Source organism: Streptomyces sp. NPDC005863 (assembly GCF_042871345.1).
Classification (GTDB): Bacteria; Actinomycetota; Actinomycetes; order Streptomycetales; family Streptomycetaceae; genus Streptomyces.
Genome location: NZ_JBIAII010000002.1, coordinates 681,551 through 702,463, shown reverse-complemented (window position 1 = coordinate 702,463; position 20,913 = coordinate 681,551). Strand labels below are relative to the sequence as shown.

Annotated in this window: 19 protein-coding genes; 8 read left to right on the top strand and 11 right to left on the bottom strand. The window is 72.6% G+C overall.

Going from position 1 to position 20,913, the window contains the following annotated elements:
• The first annotated feature begins 165 nt into the window (after positions 1 to 165).
• The 5 genes from ACFYO9_RS09105 to ACFYO9_RS09085 all read left to right on the top strand — a co-directional run bounded on the left by ACFYO9_RS09105 (position 166) and on the right by ACFYO9_RS09085 (position 4,917).
• Entirely contained in the window at positions 166 to 579 is a 414-nt protein-coding gene (locus ACFYO9_RS09105; protein WP_358707006.1) for a peptidase inhibitor family I36 protein, read from the top strand.
• A 195-nt stretch (positions 580 to 774) separates the two neighbouring features.
• Positions 775 to 1,698, top strand: a complete 924-nt coding sequence (locus tag ACFYO9_RS09100) for a hypothetical protein (protein WP_388666111.1) — start codon at positions 775 to 777, stop codon at positions 1,696 to 1,698.
• The gene (locus ACFYO9_RS09095) at positions 1,695 to 2,966 is read left to right on the top strand and encodes a hypothetical protein (RefSeq protein WP_358776588.1); all 1,272 of its coding nucleotides are present in this window, start codon (positions 1,695 to 1,697) and stop codon (positions 2,964 to 2,966) included. Before ACFYO9_RS09100 ends, ACFYO9_RS09095 begins: the two co-directional genes overlap by 4 nt.
• Entirely contained in the window at positions 2,963 to 3,652 is a 690-nt protein-coding gene (locus tag ACFYO9_RS09090) for an ABC transporter ATP-binding protein (RefSeq protein ID WP_358776587.1), read from the top strand. The genes ACFYO9_RS09095 and ACFYO9_RS09090 overlap by 4 nt, the downstream gene beginning before the upstream one ends.
• 5 nt (positions 3,653 to 3,657) lie before the next feature.
• Positions 3,658 to 4,917: an ABC transporter permease gene (locus ACFYO9_RS09085; RefSeq protein ID WP_358776586.1), complete on the top strand. Its 1,260-nt coding sequence runs from the start codon at positions 3,658 to 3,660 to the stop codon at positions 4,915 to 4,917.
• Positions 4,918 to 4,968: 51 nt separating this feature from the next.
• On the opposite strand, the gene ACFYO9_RS09080 is transcribed toward ACFYO9_RS09085, so the two are convergent.
• A complete protein-coding gene (locus ACFYO9_RS09080) occupies positions 4,969 to 6,267 on the bottom strand; it encodes an MFS transporter (protein WP_355820020.1) in 1,299 nt (432 codons plus the stop codon).
• 68 nt (positions 6,268 to 6,335) lie between these two features.
• Positions 6,336 to 7,196 carry a hypothetical protein gene (locus tag ACFYO9_RS09075; protein WP_355820018.1) on the bottom strand — a complete coding sequence of 287 codons (861 nt, stop codon included), beginning with the start codon at positions 7,194 to 7,196 and terminating at the stop codon, positions 6,336 to 6,338.
• A gap of 231 nt (positions 7,197 to 7,427) precedes the next feature.
• On the opposite strand from ACFYO9_RS09075, the gene ACFYO9_RS09070 reads away from it, so the two are divergent.
• Together ACFYO9_RS09070 and ACFYO9_RS09065 are read left to right on the top strand one after the other, a co-directional pair.
• Complete coding sequence (locus tag ACFYO9_RS09070) at positions 7,428 to 8,768, top strand: 6-phospho-beta-glucosidase (protein WP_358776585.1); 1,341 nt, start codon at positions 7,428 to 7,430, stop codon at positions 8,766 to 8,768.
• 61 nt (positions 8,769 to 8,829) lie between these two features.
• Entirely contained in the window at positions 8,830 to 9,219 is a 390-nt protein-coding gene (locus ACFYO9_RS09065; RefSeq protein ID WP_355820015.1) for a (2Fe-2S) ferredoxin domain-containing protein, read from the top strand.
• 249 nt (positions 9,220 to 9,468) lie between these two features.
• On the opposite strand, the gene ACFYO9_RS09060 is transcribed toward ACFYO9_RS09065, so the two are convergent.
• From ACFYO9_RS09060 to ACFYO9_RS09030, 7 genes are all read right to left on the bottom strand, one after another.
• Positions 9,469 to 9,972: an FBP domain-containing protein gene (locus ACFYO9_RS09060; RefSeq protein ID WP_358777382.1), complete on the bottom strand. Its 504-nt coding sequence runs from the start codon at positions 9,970 to 9,972 to the stop codon at positions 9,469 to 9,471.
• A 70-nt stretch (positions 9,973 to 10,042) separates the two neighbouring features.
• Entirely contained in the window at positions 10,043 to 10,978 is a 936-nt protein-coding gene (locus ACFYO9_RS09055; RefSeq protein ID WP_358777381.1) for an NADP-dependent oxidoreductase, read from the bottom strand.
• 65 nt (positions 10,979 to 11,043) lie between these two features.
• Positions 11,044 to 11,631: a hypothetical protein gene (locus ACFYO9_RS09050; protein ID WP_358777380.1), complete on the bottom strand. Its 588-nt coding sequence runs from the start codon at positions 11,629 to 11,631 to the stop codon at positions 11,044 to 11,046.
• A complete protein-coding gene (locus tag ACFYO9_RS09045) occupies positions 11,628 to 12,974 on the bottom strand; it encodes a DUF58 domain-containing protein (protein ID WP_358777379.1) in 1,347 nt (448 codons plus the stop codon). The genes ACFYO9_RS09050 and ACFYO9_RS09045 overlap by 4 nt, the downstream gene beginning before the upstream one ends.
• The gene (locus ACFYO9_RS09040; protein ID WP_358777378.1) at positions 12,971 to 13,978 is read right to left on the bottom strand and encodes a MoxR family ATPase; all 1,008 of its coding nucleotides are present in this window, start codon (positions 13,976 to 13,978) and stop codon (positions 12,971 to 12,973) included. Before ACFYO9_RS09040 ends, ACFYO9_RS09045 begins: the two co-directional genes overlap by 4 nt.
• A gap of 77 nt (positions 13,979 to 14,055) precedes the next feature.
• Positions 14,056 to 14,304, bottom strand: coding sequence for a hypothetical protein (locus tag ACFYO9_RS09035; RefSeq protein WP_358777377.1), 249 nt, complete (start codon positions 14,302 to 14,304; stop codon positions 14,056 to 14,058).
• Positions 14,305 to 14,589: 285 nt separating this feature from the next.
• A complete protein-coding gene (locus ACFYO9_RS09030; protein WP_358777376.1) occupies positions 14,590 to 15,498 on the bottom strand; it encodes a DUF4129 domain-containing protein in 909 nt (302 codons plus the stop codon).
• A 246-nt stretch (positions 15,499 to 15,744) separates the two neighbouring features.
• Here ACFYO9_RS09030 and ppk2 point away from each other — a divergent pair, with 246 nt between their 5' ends.
• The gene (ppk2, locus tag ACFYO9_RS09025) at positions 15,745 to 16,734 is read left to right on the top strand and encodes a polyphosphate kinase 2 (RefSeq protein ID WP_358777394.1); all 990 of its coding nucleotides are present in this window, start codon (positions 15,745 to 15,747) and stop codon (positions 16,732 to 16,734) included.
• A gap of 10 nt (positions 16,735 to 16,744) precedes the next feature.
• Here the strand turns inward: ppk2 and ACFYO9_RS09020 are convergent, their stop codons facing one another.
• Both ACFYO9_RS09020 and mgtA read right to left on the bottom strand, forming a co-directional pair.
• The gene (locus tag ACFYO9_RS09020; RefSeq protein ID WP_358777375.1) at positions 16,745 to 17,962 is read right to left on the bottom strand and encodes a serine hydrolase domain-containing protein; all 1,218 of its coding nucleotides are present in this window, start codon (positions 17,960 to 17,962) and stop codon (positions 16,745 to 16,747) included.
• A gap of 99 nt (positions 17,963 to 18,061) precedes the next feature.
• Positions 18,062 to 20,797: a magnesium-translocating P-type ATPase gene (gene mgtA / locus ACFYO9_RS09015; RefSeq protein ID WP_358777374.1), complete on the bottom strand. Its 2,736-nt coding sequence runs from the start codon at positions 20,795 to 20,797 to the stop codon at positions 18,062 to 18,064.
• Between the last annotated feature and the right edge of the window lie 116 nt (positions 20,798 to 20,913).

Genomic DNA, 20,913 nt, shown 5'->3' with positions numbered 1-20,913 from the left:
TGCACTCAGGTGACACCTCTCGACTGACGCGACGGCCCACCGCCCGGCCCTAGGGTTCCGTTCGGCTGCCGGTGACCTGAAGTGCCTTTCCACATCTGAAGTGCTTTTCCACAAAGGCAGGTTGCCGGTCACGCATCGAATGGACCCCAGCGGAGGGAAGAAGAAATGCGAAAGGTCAGGGGGATACGGCGAGCGATCGTCGGCGTGGTGGTGGCGGCTTCGGCCGCCGCGACCCTGTCCGTGGGCGCCGGCGCCGCACAGGCGAACACGGTCATGGACCAGCAGTGCGACGCCTACAACTTCTGCGTCTACAAGGACGCGAACTACCGGGGCACGCACTTCGAGGTCGAGACGGCGATCCAGAACTGGCGCACCGCGGGGAACGTCACCGCCGCGCTCAACGACAAGGACTCGTCGTCCTACGACAACTTCAACACGCTCAAGTACGCGTGCATCTACAAGGACGCGTACTACCGGGGCGGCATGACCATCTGGATGCCCAAACATTCGGGCCGCGCCCACCACTACGGCAATGGCGACAAGGGTTCCAGCCACAAGGGTGTCAACACCACGTGCTGACCGAATGAGGCCATGGCGAACGCGCGGAGCCGCCCGTAAAGCGGTCCGGTCCGCGCGCTCGCCGTGGCCCTCCCGCCGGGTGACGACGAGAAGAGTGGTGGTGAGGACATGAGCCCCCTGACCCCGGAGAGCCCCGTGGCCCAAAGCCGTGGACGCCGCGGAGCCCGCGGCCACGCCGGACGCACCTTCATCGGGGTGCTGGCCACGGTGATCGTGCTGCAGGGCGGGATCACGGCCTGTGGTGGTCCCGCGAAGGAGAAGACGACGGAGACTTCCTGGGAACTCCCGGAGCGACCGGATCCCGGAATCCGCGATGCGGCGGCCGGATTGATGGACGGAATAGGCGTACGGAGCGCCGCCGAAGAGGAACTGATTCGTCAGTGCATGACGGCTCGGGGATTCCGCTACATCAAGGCGCCAGACGACACCACGCCGGTGAAGACGGCCGCCGATTACGCGATATCGCCCCAGCAGGCCGAGGAGCGCGGATACGGACTGCGCGCGCAGCTGGAATCGACGGCGAACGCGCCGCGCGACGCGAACAACGACGCACTCAGTGCGCTCCCCGCCTCCCGGCGCGAGAAATGGCAGACCGCGTTTTCCGGCGGGCGGGCGGCCCCGATGGTCAAGGTGTCCGTGCCCGAGGTCGGTCAGATGCAGACACGTGACGGCGGCTGCATAGCCAAGGCGAGGCGCCAGTTGTACGGGTCGCTCGAACAGTTCCTGAAACTCCTCACGTTCCAGGGGAACTTCGCCGGACAAATGGAGCAGCGTGCTGCCCGCGACCCGCGCGTGACGGCACTCAACGGGCGCTGGTCCGCCTGCATGACCAAACGCGACCACCCGGGGCTCGCCGAGCCCTCGAAGGCGGCCGTCCGGGCCGGTGACACCTACAGGAGCCGGAACGCCGAGGACGCCTTCACCTTCGAGAGGGCCATCGCCGAGGCGGACGCCACCTGCCAGCAGCGCCTGCACTACGTCCCACGGCGCCGGCTGGTGGAAGACCTGTACCTGACCGCGGGGATGCGTAAGTACGAGGCCGAGGTGACGGCGGTACGCGAGATGAACCGCGACGCCCAGGAACGCGCTCGGCGCATCCTTTCGGGGAGGGACCGATGAAGGCGGCCGGACCGAAGCGGTCGGATTCCCCGCGCGCGAGTCGCCGCACGCGCTGGCTCGTACACGTCGCCGTCGGGGGCGTCCTCGCCGTCACCGGGACGACCTGGGCTCTCGCGGCGCAGGCCCGCACGCCCGAGCAGCTCGCGGCGGACGCGGCGGCCCCGCCCAGGTCCCGGATCACCGTGCCGGTGAAGGTCGAGACCCTGGTCCGCTCCGTGGCGGTGGAGTGCACGGTGCAGCCGAGCACGGTGGTGCCCGTCCCCGTTCCCGCGGGGGAGTCCGCCGACGGGGCGCAGGGCGCCCTGGTCGTCACCGGCCTGCCACTCGGCCAGGGGCACACGGTGGCCGAGGGCAAGGTCGTCGCGGAGATCTCGGGGCGCCCGGTGATCGCCCTGGCGGGGAAGCTGCCCGCGTACCGCGATCTGACACCGGGTGCGACCGGGCCCGACGTGGCCCAGCTGCAACGGGCCCTGGCCAGAATCCGATTGCTCGGCCCCGGCCCCGCCAGCCGGGTCTTCGACACCACGACCCAGCGGGCCCTGGCCCACCTGTACCGGACGCGCGGCTATCCGGCCCCGCACCGGGCCGACGATCGGGACGAGACCACGACCGCACGCGACGAGCTGCTGTTCGTCCCCCGGCTACCGGGCCGGATGGGCGCGGTCACCTCGGTCGTGGGAGGCCCGGCCCGCTCCACGGACCTGTCCGTGGAGGCCGGCGAGCGGGCACTGCGCTGCCCGGTGCCCGACGAGGGGGCGCTGCGGCAGATCCGGCCGGGCGCTGCGGCCTCCGTCGTCGCACCCGACGGGTCGACGGGGCGGGGACGTGTGGAGCCGTTCGCGGGCGGGTCGGCGCGCGCCTCCGCGCCCTCGGCGCAGGTGGCGCCGTCACCGGCCCCGAGCGAGAGTCCCACCGAGACGGGCGAGGACGAGGACCGTACGGAGGACGACGGCGACGCGGGATCCAGCGGGCCACAGATTGTCGTGCGGACACCCAAGGAGCCGTCGCAGCACGGGAGTTACCGGGTCCGCGTCGAAGTGGGCAAGGCGCCCGGACGCGGCCCCGTCGTCCCCTCTTCGGCGCTGTGGTCCCGCCCCGGCGGCAGGACGATCGTCAAGGTCGTACGTGCAGGCGCGGAGCGCGAAGTCCAGGTCGTCCCCGTCTTCGAGGCCGAGGGCGAGGTCTCCGTACGGGATCCCCGCGGAGTGCTGCACGAAGGCGACAAGGTGGTCGTGTCCGACCAGTCGCGGCAGGACGGTTCGCCATGACCGCGCCCGCGGTGATCGACACACGCGCCGTCGGACGGACGTACGAGGCGGTGTCGGGGCCGGTCCACGCCCTCGACCAGGTGAGTTTCGGCGTCCGGGCCGGGGAACTGGTGGCGGTCATCGGCCCCTCCGGCTCCGGCAAATCGACCCTGCTCAACATCCTGGGCCTGCTCGACCGGCCGAGTGCCGGCACCTACCTCCTCGACGGAGTCGACACCGCGGACCTGCGCGAGAAGGAGCGCACCCGGCTGCGGGCCCAGCGGATCGGGTTCGTCTTCCAGGCCTTCCACCTGGTCGCGCACAAACCCGCCGGTGTCAACGTGGTGCTGCCCCTGGTCTACAACCGTGCGCCGCGCCATGCCCGCCGGCGCGTGGCCGAGCAGGCCCTGGCCCGGGTCGGCATGGGACACAGGGTGGACGCGCTGCCGCACACGCTGTCCGGCGGAGAGAAGCAGAGAGTGGCCATCGCCCGGGCCACGGTGCACCGTCCCTCGCTGCTGCTGTGCGACGAGCCCACGGGCAACCTGGACACCGAGTCCACCGGCATGGTCATGGGCCATCTCGCGCAACTGGCGGCCGACGGCCTCGCCGTGGTCGTGGTCACACACGATCCGACGGTCGCCGACCGGGCGGACCGGGTGCTGCGCGTCAGGGACGGCAGGCTCGACGCGGCGGGGGAGGCGTGAGGGCGATGGGCTCAGTACGGTCGCGGTCGCGTGACAGTCACGAAGGCGGGCGGTACGGGGGTAGGTGTCATGAAAGCGGGCGGTACCGGGGCAGGTGGGGAGACATCGCGGCCGAGGCGTGGGGAGCGATCCGTGGGCGTCGTGGCCGCAGCGCCCTCACCCTGACGGGGGTGGCCTTCGGCATCCTCACCCTGGTCGCCACCATCGGCCTCACCAGCACCGCCGCCGCGCAGGTGTCGGCGCGCTTCAACGCGCTGCAGGCCACCGGCGTGTCGGTCCAGGGGTTCGACGACGGGGCGGTCGTCTCCCGCGCGGCCCTGGGCCGTACCGCGCGGCTCAACGGCGTCGTGGCGGCAGGAGTCGTGTACAGCACGCAGGACACGCTGCCCGATGTCTCCCGTTCCGCGGGCCGGACCGGCTCGACCGGGGCCGACACCCAGGTGATGGCAGCCGACCCGGGCGCACTCAAGGCGCTGCGCCTCAGGGCCGTCTCGGGGCGCCTCTTCGACGCCGTGCCGGAGCGGCGGCGGTACCGGGTCGCCCTGCTCGGCGACGTCGCCGCCCGCAACGCCGGGGTAGGTGACGTGGACGGCCGCACCCTGCTGTTCGTCGCGGGAAAGCCGTACCTGCTGATCGGCATCGTCAAGACGCCCGACTTCGACTCCCAGGCACCGTTCTCCGTGATCCTGCCGTCGTGGACGGCCCACGCGTCGGCCACGGACCTCTCCTTCGAGGCGCCGAAGGTCATGGTGCGGACCCGGCCGGGGGCGGCCCAGCAGGTGGGTGCCGAGGCGAAGCTCGCCCTGTCACCGGGGCGGCCCGGTGACCTGCTTGCCCAAGTGCCGCCCGATCCGAAGCAGTTGCGGGCGCACGTCGAGAACGACACCAGGGGGTTGTTCCTCACACTGGCCGCGGTGTCGTTGCTGATCGGCGCGATCGGCATCGGCAACACCACGCTCGTCGCGGTCCTCGAACGGCGCCACGAGATCGGGCTGCGCCGGGCCGTCGGAGCTTCTCGGCGCTCGATCCTGTCCCAGTTCCTCTTCGAGAGCGGCTTGTTGGGGCTGCTCGGTGGCCTGGTCGGTACGGTCTGCGGCCTGGACCTGACCATCTCCATCGCACTGGCGAAGGGGTGGACGGCGGCCCTATCGCCGTGGCTCCTCCTCGCGGGCCCCGTCCTGGGTCTCGCCGTCGGCCTGGCCGCCGGCTTCTACCCGGCCCTCAAGGCCGCCCGCCTCGAACCGGTGGCGGCGCTGGCGTCGTGACGGCCGCCGACCGGCCACCCGGGAAGCCGACGCCGTGCGGCCTGCCGCGCCTCAGCGGTCCAGCTCCTTGTGCGCCGTCTCCGGCAGCCGCAGATACACCGCGGAGGACACGACGCACAGCACGGCCACGTACACGGGAAAGAGCCCGGGAGAGCCGATCTGCTTGAACAGGGTGCCCATGTACGGAGCCGTGCCGCCGAAGAGCGCGACGGTCAGCGAGTACGGGAAGCCGATCCCTGCGGCCCGCACCCGCGCGGGGAACACCTCCGCGTTCACCGCCGCCGAGATCGACGTGAAGCCGGTGAGCAGCACCATGCCCGCGCACTGCACGAACAGCAGCGAACCGAACGACCCCGAAAGGGACTTGAGCAGCGGCACGCTCAGGATGGCGAAGCCGATGCCGAAGAAGAGCAGGAGCGGGCGGCGCCCGAACCGGTCCGAGAGCAGCCCGCCGACCGGCTGGAGCAGGGCGAAGAACGCCAGCGAGAGGGTGCCCGCGAGGAGTGCCTGGCCCTTGCTGATGTCGGTGTTGAGCTCGGCGTACGTCGGCAGGTACGACGTCCAGGTGTAGTAGGCGAGCGTGCCGCCCGCCGTGATGCCGCAGATCAGCAGCGACTGGCGCGGGTGGTGCCGCAGCGCGTCGAACAGGCCCGGCCGCTCGCCCTGTTCGACGGGCACCTTGCGTGTCTCGTGCGCGCCCTGCCTGATCCAGAAGCCGACCAGGCTGAGCAGCGCCCCGAGGACGAACGGCACCCGCCAGCCCCAGCCGTCCATCTGCCCCTCGGAGACCGTGGCGACGAGCAGGGCCGCGACGCCCGACGCCGCGAGCTGGCCCGCACTGGTGGAGACGTACTGGAAACTGGAGAAGAGCCCGCGCCGGCCGGGACCCGCCGACTCCACGAGGAACGTCGTCGACGCGGCGAACTCGCCGCCCACGGAAAGCCCTTGGAGCAGACGGGCGAGCACCAGCACCACCGGCGCGAGCACACCGGCGGACGCGTAGGTGGGCGTCAGGCCGACCAGCAGGCTGCTGCCGCCCATGAGCAGGATCGTGACGGTCAGCGCCGCGCGCCTGCCCCGCCGGTCGGCGACCGCGCCCATGAGCAGCCCGCCGACGGGCCGCATGAAGAAGCCCACCGCGAACACGGCGAAGGTGGAGAGCAGCGGGACGAGGGAGTTGCCGGACCCCTTGGGGAAGACCTGGTCGGCGATGTACGTGGCGAGGAAGGTGTACGCGTACCAGTCGTACCACTCCACGGCGTTGCCGACCGACGCGGCGAGCAACTGCCGGATCGGGCGCCGCGCGGGGGAGTGGACGGTGTCGGCCACCTGCTGGTCGTGCTGTGTCATGATCACGACCTTCCCCTCCGGCGCGGCGCCCCACACGTGCTGTCCGAAAGGCGGACGGGGCGTGCGCCTCAGCCGGTCGTCGGCCGGTACGCGTGCACCGCCGTCGTCACCAGACACGGCGCGGGCGGCACCACCTGGACGCGCAGGCTGCGGCGCGCGGGATCGTAGTCGATGCCCTCGGTCTCGAAGGAGCCGGAACAGATGCTGCGTTGAGGGGCGGCGAAGAGGCTGCTGACGTGGCCGGTCACGGGCTTCCCGTCGAGCGGCCGCTCCAGGTCGACCTGGAGGACCGGGCGGTCCTCGGGGAACAGCTCCTTGGACGCGTCGTTGGAGGCGCACAACAGGCGGGTGTCGGTGGCGAAGTCGCAGCCCTGGATGTCGCGCACCGGCTTGTCGAGCGAGATCTGTCCGGCCTGCGGGAGCGCGCCGCCGGTGGGCGGGGTCGAGGAGTTGAGGAGCGGGGCGGGGAAGACCTGGAGGCGGTTCTGGTCGCCCCACTCCCCGGACACCAGCCACTGATGGTCGGGCGAGACGGCCGCGAAGGAGTTGTTGAGCTTCTCGCCGGGGTCGAGCTCGTGCTCGTAGAGGTAGCGCTTCCCGGCCGGGGTGGTGACCGCGTACATCTTGGACCGCGCGTTGTCGCCGCCCTGGTAGGCGTCGAAGGTGTGGCCGTCCGCGACGTCCGGGTCGCCTATGTGCCCCCAGCCCTTGATGCGCAGGTCCAGCGGTATGGAGCCGAGGCCGCGGTAGAGGAGGCTGCCGTCCGCGCGGCTCGCCAGACCCTGGCTTCCGGTGAGGGAGTTGACGTACGAGGTGCCGGACTCCTGCCAGCCGCCCGGCGCGGCGGGCGCGGCCGAGGCGGCCCCGCCGGTCATCACCGCCAGCGTGACGGCGCCGAACAGGGCGGTGGATGTCTTCCAGAGGGTCATCGGGCGCTACCTCCGTGGGGGTCGGAACGCTGCCGCGTCATCGTACGTAACGCGCGCCACGGGGAGGTGCGGAACGCCGGGCCCGGTGCGGTACGTGTGAGCCTGTCTTCGAACCCCCGTCGTTCGCGCGAAGCGCGGGCGCGTGCCGGGCGTCGGGGTGCAGGCGGGGGTTGGAAGAGAGGCTCTACCGTGAACCCCGGCGACACCGGTACGACAGAAGGCGGTTCAGACGTGAAGCTGGCAATTCTCGGCGGCGGCGGATTCCGTGTGCCCCTCGTGTACGGGGCGCTGCTCGGCGACCGCGCCGAGGGCCGCGTCACCGACGTCGTCCTGCACGACCTGGACGCGGCACGCCTCGACGCCATCGCCCGGGTCCTCGCCGAGCAGGCCGACGGCGTGCCCGACGCGCCCTCCGTCACCGCCACCACCGACCTCGACGAGGCGCTGCGCGGCGCCGACTTCGTGTTCTCCGCGATCCGCGTCGGCGGCCTGGAGGGGCGCGCCGCCGACGAGCGCGTGGCCCTCGCCGAGGGCGTCCTCGGGCAGGAGACGGTCGGCGCCGGCGGCATCGCGTACGGGCTGCGCACGGTGCCCGTCGCCGTGGACATCGCGCGCCGCGTCGCCCGGCTCGCGCCGGACGCCTGGGTCATCAACTTCACCAACCCCGCGGGTCTCGTGACCGAAGCGATGTCGCGTCATCTCGGCGGGCGCGTCATCGGCATCTGCGACTCGCCGGTGGGGCTCGGCCGCCGGGTCGCACAGGTTCTCGGCGCCAGCCCCGACGAGGCGTTCATCGACTACGTGGGCCTCAACCACCTCGGCTGGCTGCGCGGCCTGCACATCGCGGGCCGCGACGAACTGCCGCGACTGCTGGCCGACCCGAAGCTCCTCGTCTCCTTCGAGCAGGGCAGGCTCTTCGGCGCCGACTGGCTCCAGTCGCTCGGCGCGATCCCCAACGAGTACCTGCACTACTACTACTTCAACCGCGACACCGTGCACGCCTACCGGCAGGCCGAGCGGACCCGCGGCGCCTTCCTCCACCACCAGCAGGCCCGCTTCTACGACGGCATGCGCCACCCCGGCACCCCCGCCCTGGCGGCATGGAACGACACCCTCGCCGAGCGCGAGGCGGCGTACATGGCGGAGAACAGGGAAGCGGCCGGTGTGGGGGAGCGGGCCGAGGAGGACCTGGAGTCCGGCGGGTACGAGAAGGTGGCCCTCGCGCTGATGCGGGCCATCGCGCGCGACGAGCGGGCCACGCTGATCCTCAACGTCCGCAACGGCACGACCCTCGCCGCCCTGGACGCGGACGCCGTCATCGAGGTGCCGTGCTCCGTCGACGCCAACGGCGCGCACCCCATGGCGGTGGCGCCGCTGCCCGGTCACGCCACCGGGCTCGTGTGCTCGGTCAAGGCCGTCGAGCGCGAGGTGCTCGCCGCGGCCGAGAGCGGCTCGTCGGCCACCGCGGTCAAGGCGTTCGCGCTGCATCCGCTGGTCGACTCCGTGTCGGTGGCGCGGCGGCTCGTGGCGGGGTACCGGGGCGTGCATCCGGGGCTCGCGTATCTGCGGTGAGCACGCGCCTTCGTCACCCCGCGATGAACAGGCCCTGTCCCACAGCTGAGATGATCACGACATGAGTCCCGTCGTCTCCATCGGTGCCGCCGCTCGCCGCCCCTGCACGCTCGTCGTGTGCCGGGGCTGCTGCTGCGGCGACGCGCGCAAGCACCCCGGCGTCGACCACGCCTGGCAGCTGGAGCGGCTGCGGGCCGCGGCGGCGGCCTCGCGCGGCCGGTTCGCGGTCCGTACGAGCGACTGCCTCGGGCCGTGCGGCCAGGCGAACATCGTGGTCGTCCAGCCCTCGGCGGAGGGGCGCAGGAAGGGTGGCAGGGCCTCCTGGGTCGGCTTCGCCATGGACGACGCGTCCATCGACGAGATACTCGCCTGGGCCGAGGCGGGCGGCCCCGGCGTGGCCGAACCGTCGGCCACGCTGGCGCTCCAACTGGTGGATCCCCGGGCGGTCTAGGGCCTGTCCGGCGGATCAGGTCGCATCCGGGTGGCCCGCGCGTCTTCGTGCTGGTGAGCGGGGTCTGGCGCGTCGAGATGCAAGGCGGAGGAGGGCGACAACGCGGAGCGTTGGCAACCGACGACAACGCCGCAGGTCGGCGTGGCAGGCCCCGCGCCCGCGACAAGATCCGCCGGACAGGCCCTAGGGCCGGTCCACCACCCGTGGACCGGGACCGCCACCCATGGGCCGGTCACCACCGGGCAGGACTCAGCCCTCCGCGACGACCTGGTCCAGGAAGCCGTGCAGGTTCCGCAGGGTCCTCGCGTTCTGCTCGTCCGGGGTGAGGCTCTCCTCCAGGCGGCGGGCCGCCGCCAAGGTCTTCTTCCCGCGGACGTAGAGGGAACAGGCCAGGTCCGCGCAGACGTACAGCCCCACCGAGTTGCCCTGGCGGCCCGCCGCGCCCGCCTTCGGGGCGACGAGCAGCGTGATGCCGGAACCGGACTGCGGGGTGACGCAGACCGAGCAGATGCTGGACTTGAACATGCTCTTGCGCACGCCGGTCGAGGCGCGCAGGGCGAGGCCCACGGGCTCGCCGTCCCGCCAGGTCACCACGTAGCCGCGGTCCGGCGCCTTGGGGTCGCGCCAGCCGAGGAAGTCCAGGTCGGACCAGGGGGTCTCGGCGAAGCCCGCGGGGAGAGTGAGCCTGCGCGCCTCGCCCTTGGAACAGTTCACGAAGGACGTACGGATCTCGTTCTCACTGACGGGCTGCATGATCCGGAAGGTATCAACGGGGTGCGCGGCCCGTCGTCCCCTTTTCTTCTCGTTCTCTTCCCGCGGCCGCCTACGTGGCCGCCTCCCCGCTCACCTCGATCACGACCTTGCCGCGGGCGTGACCGCTCTCCACCGCGCGCAGCGCCTCGTCCGCGCGGTCCAGCGGGTACGTCGCCGTCACGTGCGGCCGCAGCACGCCCGCCGCGGCAAGGAGCGCCACCTCGTCGAGGACCGCCGAGGTGCGGGCCCGGGCGACCGGGGCGCCGCCCAGTTCGGCCACGGTCTCCTTGGCCGCCGCCGTGATCAGCTTCCCGCGGTCGGTCAGGAGCTCCGCGACCTCCACCAGGTCCGCGCCGCCGACCAGGTCGAAGACCGCGTCGACCCGGTGGTCCGGCGCCGCCTCCAGGACGCGCTCGGCGAGGCGGGGTCCTGGCGGCACGTGGACGGCGCCCAGCGACTCGACGAACTCCTTCTTGCCGGCGCTCGCCGTGCCCACCACACGGAGCCCGAAATGCCGCGCCATCTGCGTCGCGGCCACACCGACCCCGCCGCCCGCCCCGGTGATCAGGAGCGTCGCCCCTGCGGGCAGATCGAGCTGGCGCAGCCCGTCGTACGCAGTCGCCGCCGCGACCGGCAGCACCGCCGCGTCCCGGTAGGAGAGGGCGTCCGGCTTGTGCGCGGCGATGTCGGCCGGGAGCAGCGTGAACTCCGCGTACCCGCCGGTCACCGGGTTGCCGAAGACGGAATCACCGGCCGCGAACCCCGTCACGCCGGGCCCGACCCGCTCCACGACACCGGCGATCTCGCTGCCGAGCACCTCGTGGCCGGACAGGGGCGCCTGTCCGGGGCGTCGCTTGCCGGCGCGCAGCTTCCAGTCGACCGGGTTGACCCCGGCCGCGCGGACCGCGACGAGCAGCTGCCCCGGGCCCGGCTCGGGCTTCGCGACGTCGAGGAAGGCCTCGACCTCCGGACCACCGTGTGCGGTGAATACGTACGCCTTCGGCATGGGGCCGCTCCCTCGCTCAGACCTGCCGTCGTGTCGACGGTCCGTCATCCGTCCTTCCGCAGAATCTAATGCGTCTCATGAGGCGGGTCGGCGGCCCCCCGGGGGAGCGCCGAACGGGTGCGCAGCGCCAGTACCAGGCAGGCCGTGGTCGCCGCGACGGCGAGTGAGGCGGGCAGACGTGCCCATGCGGTGTCCGCGACCGGTGCCTGGGCGGCGAGCAGAACCACGGCGGACGCGGCGGTGGCCGCCAGTGCGGGTGTGGCCTGCGGGCGGCCGGGCGGGGCGGTGACGCCGGCTGTCCACGCGTCGGTGACGAGGAGATAGGCCGGCAGCAGGACGGCGATGCAGACGATGAGCCAGAGCGGGGGGCCGGTGGCCGCGGCGACCGCGATGGCCGCCGCCGGCAGCACGGTCGCCCTGCGGCGGGCCGCGACGGTCCGCGGGCGCATGACGGTCGAGACGGGGCGCGCGTCGACCATGGGAGCGGCCCACCACGCGGCCGCCGCCGCTCCGACCACCAGCACCTTGACCGGCAGCGATGTGTGCAGCGCGGCCGGCGGGTCACAGGCGGCGACGGCAAGGGCCGTTCCGAGCAAGCGGTCGGTGATGCGCGAGGTGAGACGTGCGAGGAGCCGGGCGGGGGCGGTGGTCATCGCGTCCCTCCGCGGATGCGGGTGCGCAGCAGCGGCGCGAGGGCGAGGTCGAGAGTCTCGCCGGGCCGGTGGGTGACGACCGCGATGCCGCGTTCCATCAGGGCGAAGCGCAGGGCGTCGCGATCGGCCCGCCACAGCCGCAGCGCGAGTTCGCCCACGGTGTCGCCGGGTTCAAGGACCGGTCGGCCGGCGGGGATCTCGACCACGACCATCGGGTTGGCCCGTCCGCGCACCTGGTGCAGGATGTCGAAGATCCGCTGGTCGGTCAGCGGCGTGATGACGTACACCAGCGCCCCTTCGGGCAACGCGGGCGGTGGGAGCGGGGTGAGCCCCTCCGTGCGGAACGCGCGGTCCTTGCGGACCTCCAGCACGCTCTCGACGATGCGGTAGAAGTAGCCGTGGCCGCTGCCGGGCCGCAGCCAGCGGGTCGCGCCGCCGATCGACACGACGCCGACCCGGTCGTGGGTGCGCAGATAGGCGCGGACCAGTCCTGCGGCGGTTCGGAAGGTCCCGTCGAGCGAGGACGTGCCGGTGACCGGGTCGACCACGTCGGCGAGCACGTCCAGCAGCACCACGGTGTCGGCGGTGCGCTCCGCGGCGAACTGGTGGACCTGCAGGGTGCCGCGGCGGGTGGTGGCCGGCCAGTGGATCCGCCGCTGCCGTTCGCCGCGCACATACGGGTGGACGCCGATGACCTCGACGCCCTCGCCGCGCTGCACGGCGGTGTGCTCGCCGAGCCGTTGCGGCAGCCGGACCGGGACGGGCGTGAGGCCGGCGTGTTCGGGCAGCGGGAAGACGGCGATCTCGCCGAGTTCGGCGCGCACGGTGCGCCGGGCAAGGCCGCCCGGGTCATAGACGTCGACGTCGACCGTGCCGAGCATCCAGCGGCCCCAGCGCCGCGCGGTCAGGACGAGATCGACGCGGTGCGGGCCGACCGCGAGGTGGTCGAGCCGGACCCCGTGGCCCAGGGTGACGCCGGGGTCCAGGCGGGCGGACGCACCCTCGTAGGACAGCGTGATCCGCACCGTCACCTGCTCGCCTTCGAAGCACCGCCGCGGCTCCACCTCGACCTCGGCCGTCACCGCCTTGGGGCGCGGCCCACTCGGCAGGGCGAGGGCGAGCAGCACCAGGGGCGTGGCGGCGAGAGCGAGTACCCAGGGGCGGCCGGTGATCAGTGCGGCGGCCAGTGCGACGACGGCCAACGTGGCCCACCGCAGGGCGCGTTCACCTGCACGCCAGCCGGGCGGAGGTGGCGGCGGGGGCTGGGTGGCCCCGTCATGGTGGCCGTCCAGGGCCCGTTGGACGGCGGCGGCCGCTCCGCGCGCCGACACGGGTTCCGTCATGACGCGACCGGCGTGCGCGGCAAGGTCTGCGGGGCGGGCACGGATCGTACGATCTCGCGCATCACGTCGTCGGCGTCGATCTGCCGGACCCACAGCTCCGGCTTGAGGGTGACGCGGTGCGCGAGGGCCGGCACCGCCACGTACTTGACGTCCTCGGGGGTCACGTAGTCCCGCAGTTCCAGGACGGCACGGGCGCGGGCGAGCTGCACCAGGGCCAGGCCCCCGCGCGGGGAGGCGCCGACCTGGACATGGGGGTGGGCCCGGGTGGCGCGGACCAGCGCGACGACGTACTCCAGCAGGTCGTCGTCCACCTCGACGCGTTCGACGGCGGCCCGCATGGCCAGCACCTCGTCCGGCCCGCTGAGCGTGCGCAGCACGGCCTCGGGCGCGGCCCGGTCGACCCGCGCGCGCAGCATGCCCGCCTCCTCGGACGCCGCCAGATAGCCCATGCGAACCCGCAGCAGGAACCGGTCGAGCTGCACCTCGGGCAGTGTGTACGTGCCCTCGTACTCGATGGGGTTGGCGGTGGCGACGACCACGAAGGGGTTCGGCAGCGGCCGGGTGCGTCCGTCGATGGACACCTGGGACTCGGCCATCGCCTCCAGCAGCGCGGCCTGGGTCTTGGGCGGGGTGCGGTTGATCTCGTCGGCGAGCAGCAGGTGGGTGAAGACGGGACCGGGCCGGAAGACCATGTAGGCGGTCCGCTGGTCGTAGAACGGGGCTCCGGTGACGTCGGAGGGCAGCAGGTCGGGGGTGAACTGGACGCGGCGGAAGTCCAGGCCGAGCGTGGTGGCGAAGGAGCGTGCCAGCAGGGTCTTCCCGAGTCCCGGCAGGTCCTCGATGAGGACGTGGCCGCCGGCGAGGATGCCGAGCATCACCAGCGCCAGCGGTTCCGCCTTGCCGACCACGGCGGTACGGACCCCGTCGAGCACAACCGCGGCGCGTTCGCCCGCCTGTCGGGGAGTCAGGGTGTCGTGGTCCTGAGTGGGGTGCGGGCTGGTCACGGTCGGTTCCTCGCGGGGTAGGGGTAGGGGTCGGGGTCGGGGTGCGCGGGCTGCGGGGTCGGCCGCAGCGCCACCGGTCACAGGGCTTCCAGCCGGTCGAGCAGTGCACGCAAGACGGGCTCCGGGAGAGTGGCCCGCGGAGCGGTGGCCCCGGGATCGATCCAGGGCCACAGTTCAGCTCCGACCAGTGCCGAGGCCCGCTGCGGGTTCCGGTACATCGCCACGCCGTGCCGTTCGGCCAGCCGGGCGGCGAACAGCCGCTGCAACTGCGGCCGCATGACGGAGGCGAAGTGCACTTCGGCGTCGTCCACGAACGTGTCGGTCACGATGCGCCGCCATCCGCCGAGCGCCCGGGGCCCGGCTGCCCAACAGGCGCACCGCTTTGCGGTCTCCGCCGTCCCGGGCGCCGCCGCCCACGGCATAGCGGCCCAGGACCAGTGCGACGGCGGTGATGAGGGCGAGGCCGGTGGCAGCCGCGGCGGGGCCGTCGGTCAGGGCGAGCAGCACTGTGGTCGCGACCGCGAGGGTGCCCAGGACGGTCAGCGAGTGGCGCACCGAACCGGGCGTTCCCCGTACGGAGTTGACGATGGCCCGTAACCGGGAGGGCGCCCTCACGACGTACCCGTCACGGATGAGGTACCCGTCGCGCCTTCGGGGCCGGGGGTCCGTGTGCGCAGGCCGTCGGCGATCTCGGCGATCTCGGCGATCTCGGCGAGCGCGGCCGCGGCCCGGTCGCGGTGGCCGCCGTCCATCGGGTGCGTGGAGTAACGGGCCTCGCGGAACAGCGCGGTGAGCGCGGCGGCGGCCGCCCCCGTGGGCAGGCCGCCGGCGACGGCCCGCTCCAGCAGGTCCTGCGGGCTGTCCGAGGCGCGCCGGGTGACGCCGGAGTCGGCGAGCGACGTCTCCATGGCGGCGTAGCAGGCGATGACGGCGGCGCGGGCGTCGGTGTCGTCCCGCAAGGCGCGGCGCCCGGAGTCCACGGCCCGGGCCAGGCGTTCCTGCTCGTCGTCGAGCGTCGCGTACGTCGCCGGGGCCTCGGGCGCCTGCGGCCGGGTCAGATACCGCCACAGACGCAGCCCGGCGATCACGACGACCACGACGAGCAGGGCGATGCCGAGACCGAGCAGAATGCGCGTCAGCCCGAAGTGCGTGCTGTGGTCCGCCTGCCCGGCATCGTGCGAGGGCAGCGGGGTGGGCACCGGGTCCTGCCGCCGACCGGGAAGCGGCGGCGCCTCGTGGCCGTCCCCGGGGCTGCCGCCCGACGAACGGAACTGGTGCAGGACCAGGACGAGCAGCGGGACGACCAGCGTCGCGGCCGCCAGGACTCGGCCCACGCCGTCGACCAGCCGCTGTTCCACGGGGTTGAGCTCCCGGGCCGCGCCGATCCGCTCCTGGTACTTCCCGCGCAGCGCCAGGCCGCCGAGGAGCGCCAGCAGGGCGAGGCCGACCACGAGGACGGGGTTGCCGCCGAGCGGCCCGCGGCCCTTGGCCAGCAGGCCCGTGTCGGGACGGAGCACCATTGCTGCCAGGGCCGCTCCGCCCACCACCAGCGTCGTTGCCGCGGCCGGTAAGGCGCCGAGCCTGCGCCGTCCGCTCTTGCCCCGTCCTCGGCCCGCCGTGCGCTCCCGCCCCACCGTCACGCCCCTCCCTTGTGATCGGCAGCCTCGCACACAGGTCGACAGCGTGTCAGCAGGGCCGGATCGCGTCCGCTCCGGGTTCCGTACGGGTCTCAGGTGCTGACCAGCGATCTCGGGGGCAAGCTGTCGATAGAGACGACGGGCGAGGGAGAGGGCGGCGTGGTGCCGAGCGACGGGAACGAGGACGACCTGCTGGCAGGGCTGTCGGTGGACGACGCCCGCCCGGAGCGCCCGGTGCTCCTCGACGAGGAGGGGCGGCCCCTGCAGACCTGGCGGGAGAACTACCCGTACGCCACGAAGCTGAGCCGGTCCACGTACGAGCGGCGCAAGCGGATCCTGCAGATCGAGCTCCTCAAGCTGCAGAAGACCGTCCGTGAGGAGGGGCGGCGCGTCGTCGTGCTGTGCGAGGGGCGCGACGCGGCGGGCAAGGGCGGCACCATCAAGCGGTTCACCGAGCGCCTCAACCCGCGCGGCGCGCGCACCGTGGCCCTTGACAAGCCGAACGAGCACGAGGCGGGCCAGTGGTACTTCCAGCGGTACGTGGCCCAGCTGCCGTCGGCGGGCGAGATCGTCTTCTTCGACCGGTCCTGGTACAACCGCGCGGGCGTCGAGCCGGTGATGGGCTTCTGCACCCCGCGTCAGCACCAGCACTTCCTGGAGCAGGCGCCGCTCTTCGAGAAGATGATCACCGATGACGGCATCCTGCTCATCAAGTTCTGGTTCTCCGTCTCCCGGGCCGAGCAGCGCACGCGCTTCGCGATCCGCCAGGTCGACCCGGTGCGCCAGTGGAAGCTGTCCTCCACCGACATCGCCTCGCTCGACCTGTGGGACGCCTACACGTACGCGAAGGTGGAGATGTTCCGCGCCACGGACACCCCGCACGCCCCGTGGACCGTCGTGAAGACCAACGACAAGCGGCGCGGCCGCCTCGAAGCCATGCGCCACCTCCTGCTCCAGATCGACTACGAGGCCAAGGACACCGAGGCGGTGGGCAAGGCGGACCCGCTCATCATCGGCGCCGCCAACACACTGCTCGAACCGGGCGAGGACCCCACCGACCTGTCACCCAGCAAGCTCGCCGACCACGACCGGGGGCCGGGAAAGCACCCGCGCGGCTGACGCCCGTGAGTCACCCCTGCTCCGGGACCGCGCCCCGCTCCCGCAGTGCCCGGTACAGCGCTCCGACCAGGTGGACGCTGCGCAGATCCTCGCCCGACGTGCCGGCGCCCATCCGGTTCATCGTGTACGCGTACGAGACGCGGTTCTCCGGGTCGGCGAAGGCGTACGACCCGCCCATGCCGCCGTGCCCGAACGCCCGCGGGTTGGGGCCGGCCTGACCGTACTGGTTGAGCATGTAGCCGAGCCCCCACGGCCAGCTCTCGGCGAGCGGTGTGGCCGCCCCAAGGACCAGGTCCGGCTCGTCCTCCTCGCTCTGCCGGGTGCGCAGCCGCTCCAGCGCGCCGGGGGAGAGGAGCCGCCCGCAGGCCAGCTCGGCGTAGACCGCGGCGAGCCCGCGCGCGGTGGCGTGGCCGTTGGCGGCGGGGAGCTCCGCGCTGCGGTAGGCCGCGCTGTTCACGTCGCCGAGCGGCACGTAGTGCAGAGCCAGCGTGACCGGCGCCATCGGGTGGTCGTCCAGGCCGCCGACCGGTGGTTTCGGCGCGTCCCCGAACGTGCTGCGCGCCGCACCCGCGCCCCCGGCGCCGGAGACGGGCGGCGCCAGGTCCGCGCACCGCCCGTGCTCGCTCTCGGGCGTGCCGACGTGGACGTCGGCGCCCAGCGGCCCGGTCACCTCGGCGCGCAGGAACTCCCCGAGCGAGAGCCCGCTGACGCGCCGCACCACCTCGCCGACGAGAAAGCCGAACGTCACCGCGTGGTAGCCCTGCGCCGTGCCCGGCCGCCACCACGGGGTGGTCGCCGCCAGCGCCTCGGTCACCTTCTCCCAGTCGTACGCAGCGCCCGGCGCCATCGGCTCGCCCGGCGCGATCAGGCCGGCCCGGTGGCTCAGCAGCCAGCGCACCGGGATGTCGCCCTTGCCGGCCTGCGCGAACCGCGGCCAGTACCGGGCGACCGGCGCGTCCAGGTCCAACTCGCCCCGGTCGGCGAGGAGATGGGCGCAGAGCGCGGTCATGCCCTTGGTCGTGGAGTAGACGTTCACCAGCGTGTCCCGCTCCCAGGGGCGGGTGCCGGAGCGGTCCGCGTCGCCGCCCCACAGATCGACGACGACCTCGCCGTCGAGCGTGGCCGCGACGGACGCGCCGAGCTCGTCGCGCTCGGCGAAGCTCCGCTCGAACTCCGCGCGCACGCCCTCGAATCCGGGGGCGCAGGTGCCGTGGACGCGCACAGTCATGACTCTCCTCGGGGGCGGAAGGGGAGGGGGCGACCCGCCTCCGCGCATGGTTGCCCACGGCACCTACCTTTGCAAGGGGGCCCGGCCGCCCCGCGCCCGCTACAACCAGCCGTGATACCGCCGGATGTACCAGCCCTTCACCGCCTGGGTGAGCGCGCAGTACGCGAGCAGCGTGCCGAACAGCCACGGGAAGTAGCTCATCGGCAGCGGCTCCATCGACAGCGCCGCGGCCAGCGGCGAGAACGGCAGCCAGAGGCCGAACACCATCACCGCGCCCGTCATCACCAGAACCGGCACCGAGGCCCGCGACTGGATGAACGGGATCTTCCGGGTGCGGATCATGTGCACGACGAGGGTCTGCGAGAGCAGCCCCTCCACGAACCAGCCCGTCTGGAACAGCGTCTGCCGCGCGGGGGTGTCGGCGTGGAAGACGTGCCACAGGACCAGGAAGGTGGTGATGTCGAAGAGCGAGCTGATCGGCCCGATCCGGACCATGAAGCGGCCGATGCCCCGAGCGTCCCAGGCGCGCGGCTTCTTCAGGTACTCCTCGTCCATGCGGTCCCAGGGGATCGCCAGCTGGCTGATGTCGTAGCAGAGGTTCTGCACCAGGAGATGGATGGCGAGCATCGGCTGGAAGGGGATGAACGCGGAGGCCACCAGGACCGAGAAGACGTTGCCGAAGTTCGAGGACGCCGTCATCTTGATGTACTTGACGGTGTTGCCGAAGGTCTGACGCCCCATCAACACGCCCTGCTCCAGGACCATCAGGTCCTTCTTCAGCAGGATGATGTCCGCGGACTCCTTGGCGATGTCCACGGCCGTGTCGACCGAGACGCCGACGTCCGCCTCGCGCAGCGCCGCCGCGTCGTTGATGCCGTCCCCGAGGAAGCCGACCGTGTGGCCGCCGGCCTTCAGGGCGCGCACGATCCGCGCCTTCTGGACCGGGTTGACCTTCGCGAACACCGTTGTCGTACGGGCCAGTCGGGCCAGCTCCGCGTCGTCGACGAGGTCGACGGTCGCACCGGTGATCAGCTCCCCGACGTCCAGGCCCACGTCGGCGCAGACGCGCGCGGCGACGAGTTCGTTGTCGCCGGTGACGACCTTGACGGTGACGCCGCTGTCGGCGAGGGCGCGCAGGGCGTCGGCCGCGTCCTGCTTCGGCGGGTCGAGGAAGGCGAGGAAACCGACCAGCGTCAGCTCCGACTCGTCGGCCACGGAGTAGGTGCGGCGCTCCGGTGCGTCCGGGGCGACGGGGAACGTCCGGGTCGCCACCGCGAGGACCCGCAGGCCCGCCCGGTTGTGCCGCTCGCCGAGCCGCGTCACCCGGTCGCGCAGCTCGTCGGTGAGCGCGACGCGCTCGCCGCGGTCCATCAGGTGGCCGCACCGGTCGAGGACCTCCTCGACCGCGCCCTTGGTGATGAGCGTGTGCTCGGCGACGGGTCCGGCGAGCTCGTTGCGCCGCAGCACCACGGACATCCGGCGCCGGGCGAAGTCGAAGGGGATCTCGTCGACCATGGTGAACAGGTGGTCGACGACGACCTCCTCGGCCTCGTCCACCCGCTCGACGACCGCCCGGTCCATGAGGTTGCGCAGACCGGTCTGGAAGTGGGCGTTGAGGTAGGCGTATTCGAGGACCTCGCGGTCCTCCTCGCCGCGCGTGCCGAGGAAGCGGTCAAGGACGACGCGGTCCTCGGTGAGCGTGCCCGTCTTGTCGGTGCACAGCACGTCCATCGCGCCGAGGTTCTGGATCGCGTTGAGCCGCTTGACGACGACCTGGCGCCTCGACATGGCGACGGCGCCGCGCGCCAGGTTGGCGGAGACCACCATCGGCAGCATCTCGGGCGTGAGCCCGACGGCCACGGAGATCGAGAAGAGCAGCGCCTGGTCCCAGTCGCCCTTGGTGAGGCCGTTGAGTGCGAAGACGACGGGGACCATCACCAGCATGAACCGGATCAGCAGGAAGCTGACCCGGCGCACGCCGAGGTCGAACGCGGTCTGCGGGCGGTCGCCGGTCAGGGCGCCCGCCATCGAGCCGAGGTACGTGCGGGATCCGGTCGCGACGACCACGCCGGTCGCCGTGCCCGAGGTCACCGTGGTGCCCATCAGACAGAGGTTGTCGGCCTCGACGGGGTCCGCGGTGGCCCGCTGCCCGAGGTCGTGGGCGCGGGTGTCGGCCTTGGCCACCGGCAACGACTCGCCGGTCAGCGCGGCCTGAGCGACCATCAGGTCCTTGGCGGTGAGCAGCCGCAGGTCGGCCGGGACCAGATCGCCCGCGGCCAGCGTGACCAGGTCGCCGGGGACGACCTGGTCCATCGGGATCTCCTCGGTGGCCGCGGTCTCGCTCCAGCGCCGCCGGACCGCGCAGGAGGTGGTGACCAGGGCCCGCAGCGCCTCGGCCGACCGGGTCGAGCGGAACTCCTGCCAGAACCGCAGGAGGGCGCTGATCAGCACCATCGAACCGAGGATGTAGACGCCCGGGTCGGCCGGGTCCTGCCAGTACATGACCGCGGCGAGCACGACGAGCACGCCGATGAAGGGGTTGCGGAAGGACGTGGCGAGCTGCGCGGCCCAGCGCGGGGCGCGCTCGCGGTCGACGGTGTTCTCTCCGTACCGCTCGACGCGCTCAAGGACCTGGTCCTGGCGCAGTCCGCGGGTGGACGTGCCGAGGTCGCGCAGCACGTCGCGGGCGGACCGGGCGCTGAACTCGGCGAGCGTGGCGCCGACTTCACGGGTACGGGCGTCCAGCTCGGCGGCCCTGCGGGTGCGCGGGGCCGGACGGGGGGTGGGGTTCTCGCCTGGCGGGGCCAGGCGTACGCGGGGAATCAGCTTGTTCATGGCAGACCTCCCTTCGTGCGCGGACACGGCGAAGCGCGGCCGGGCACGAGGACGTAGATGTGGTGTGAAAGTGCTGTGAAAACAGCCCGGAGCGGCCGACACGGAGAGCCGGTGGC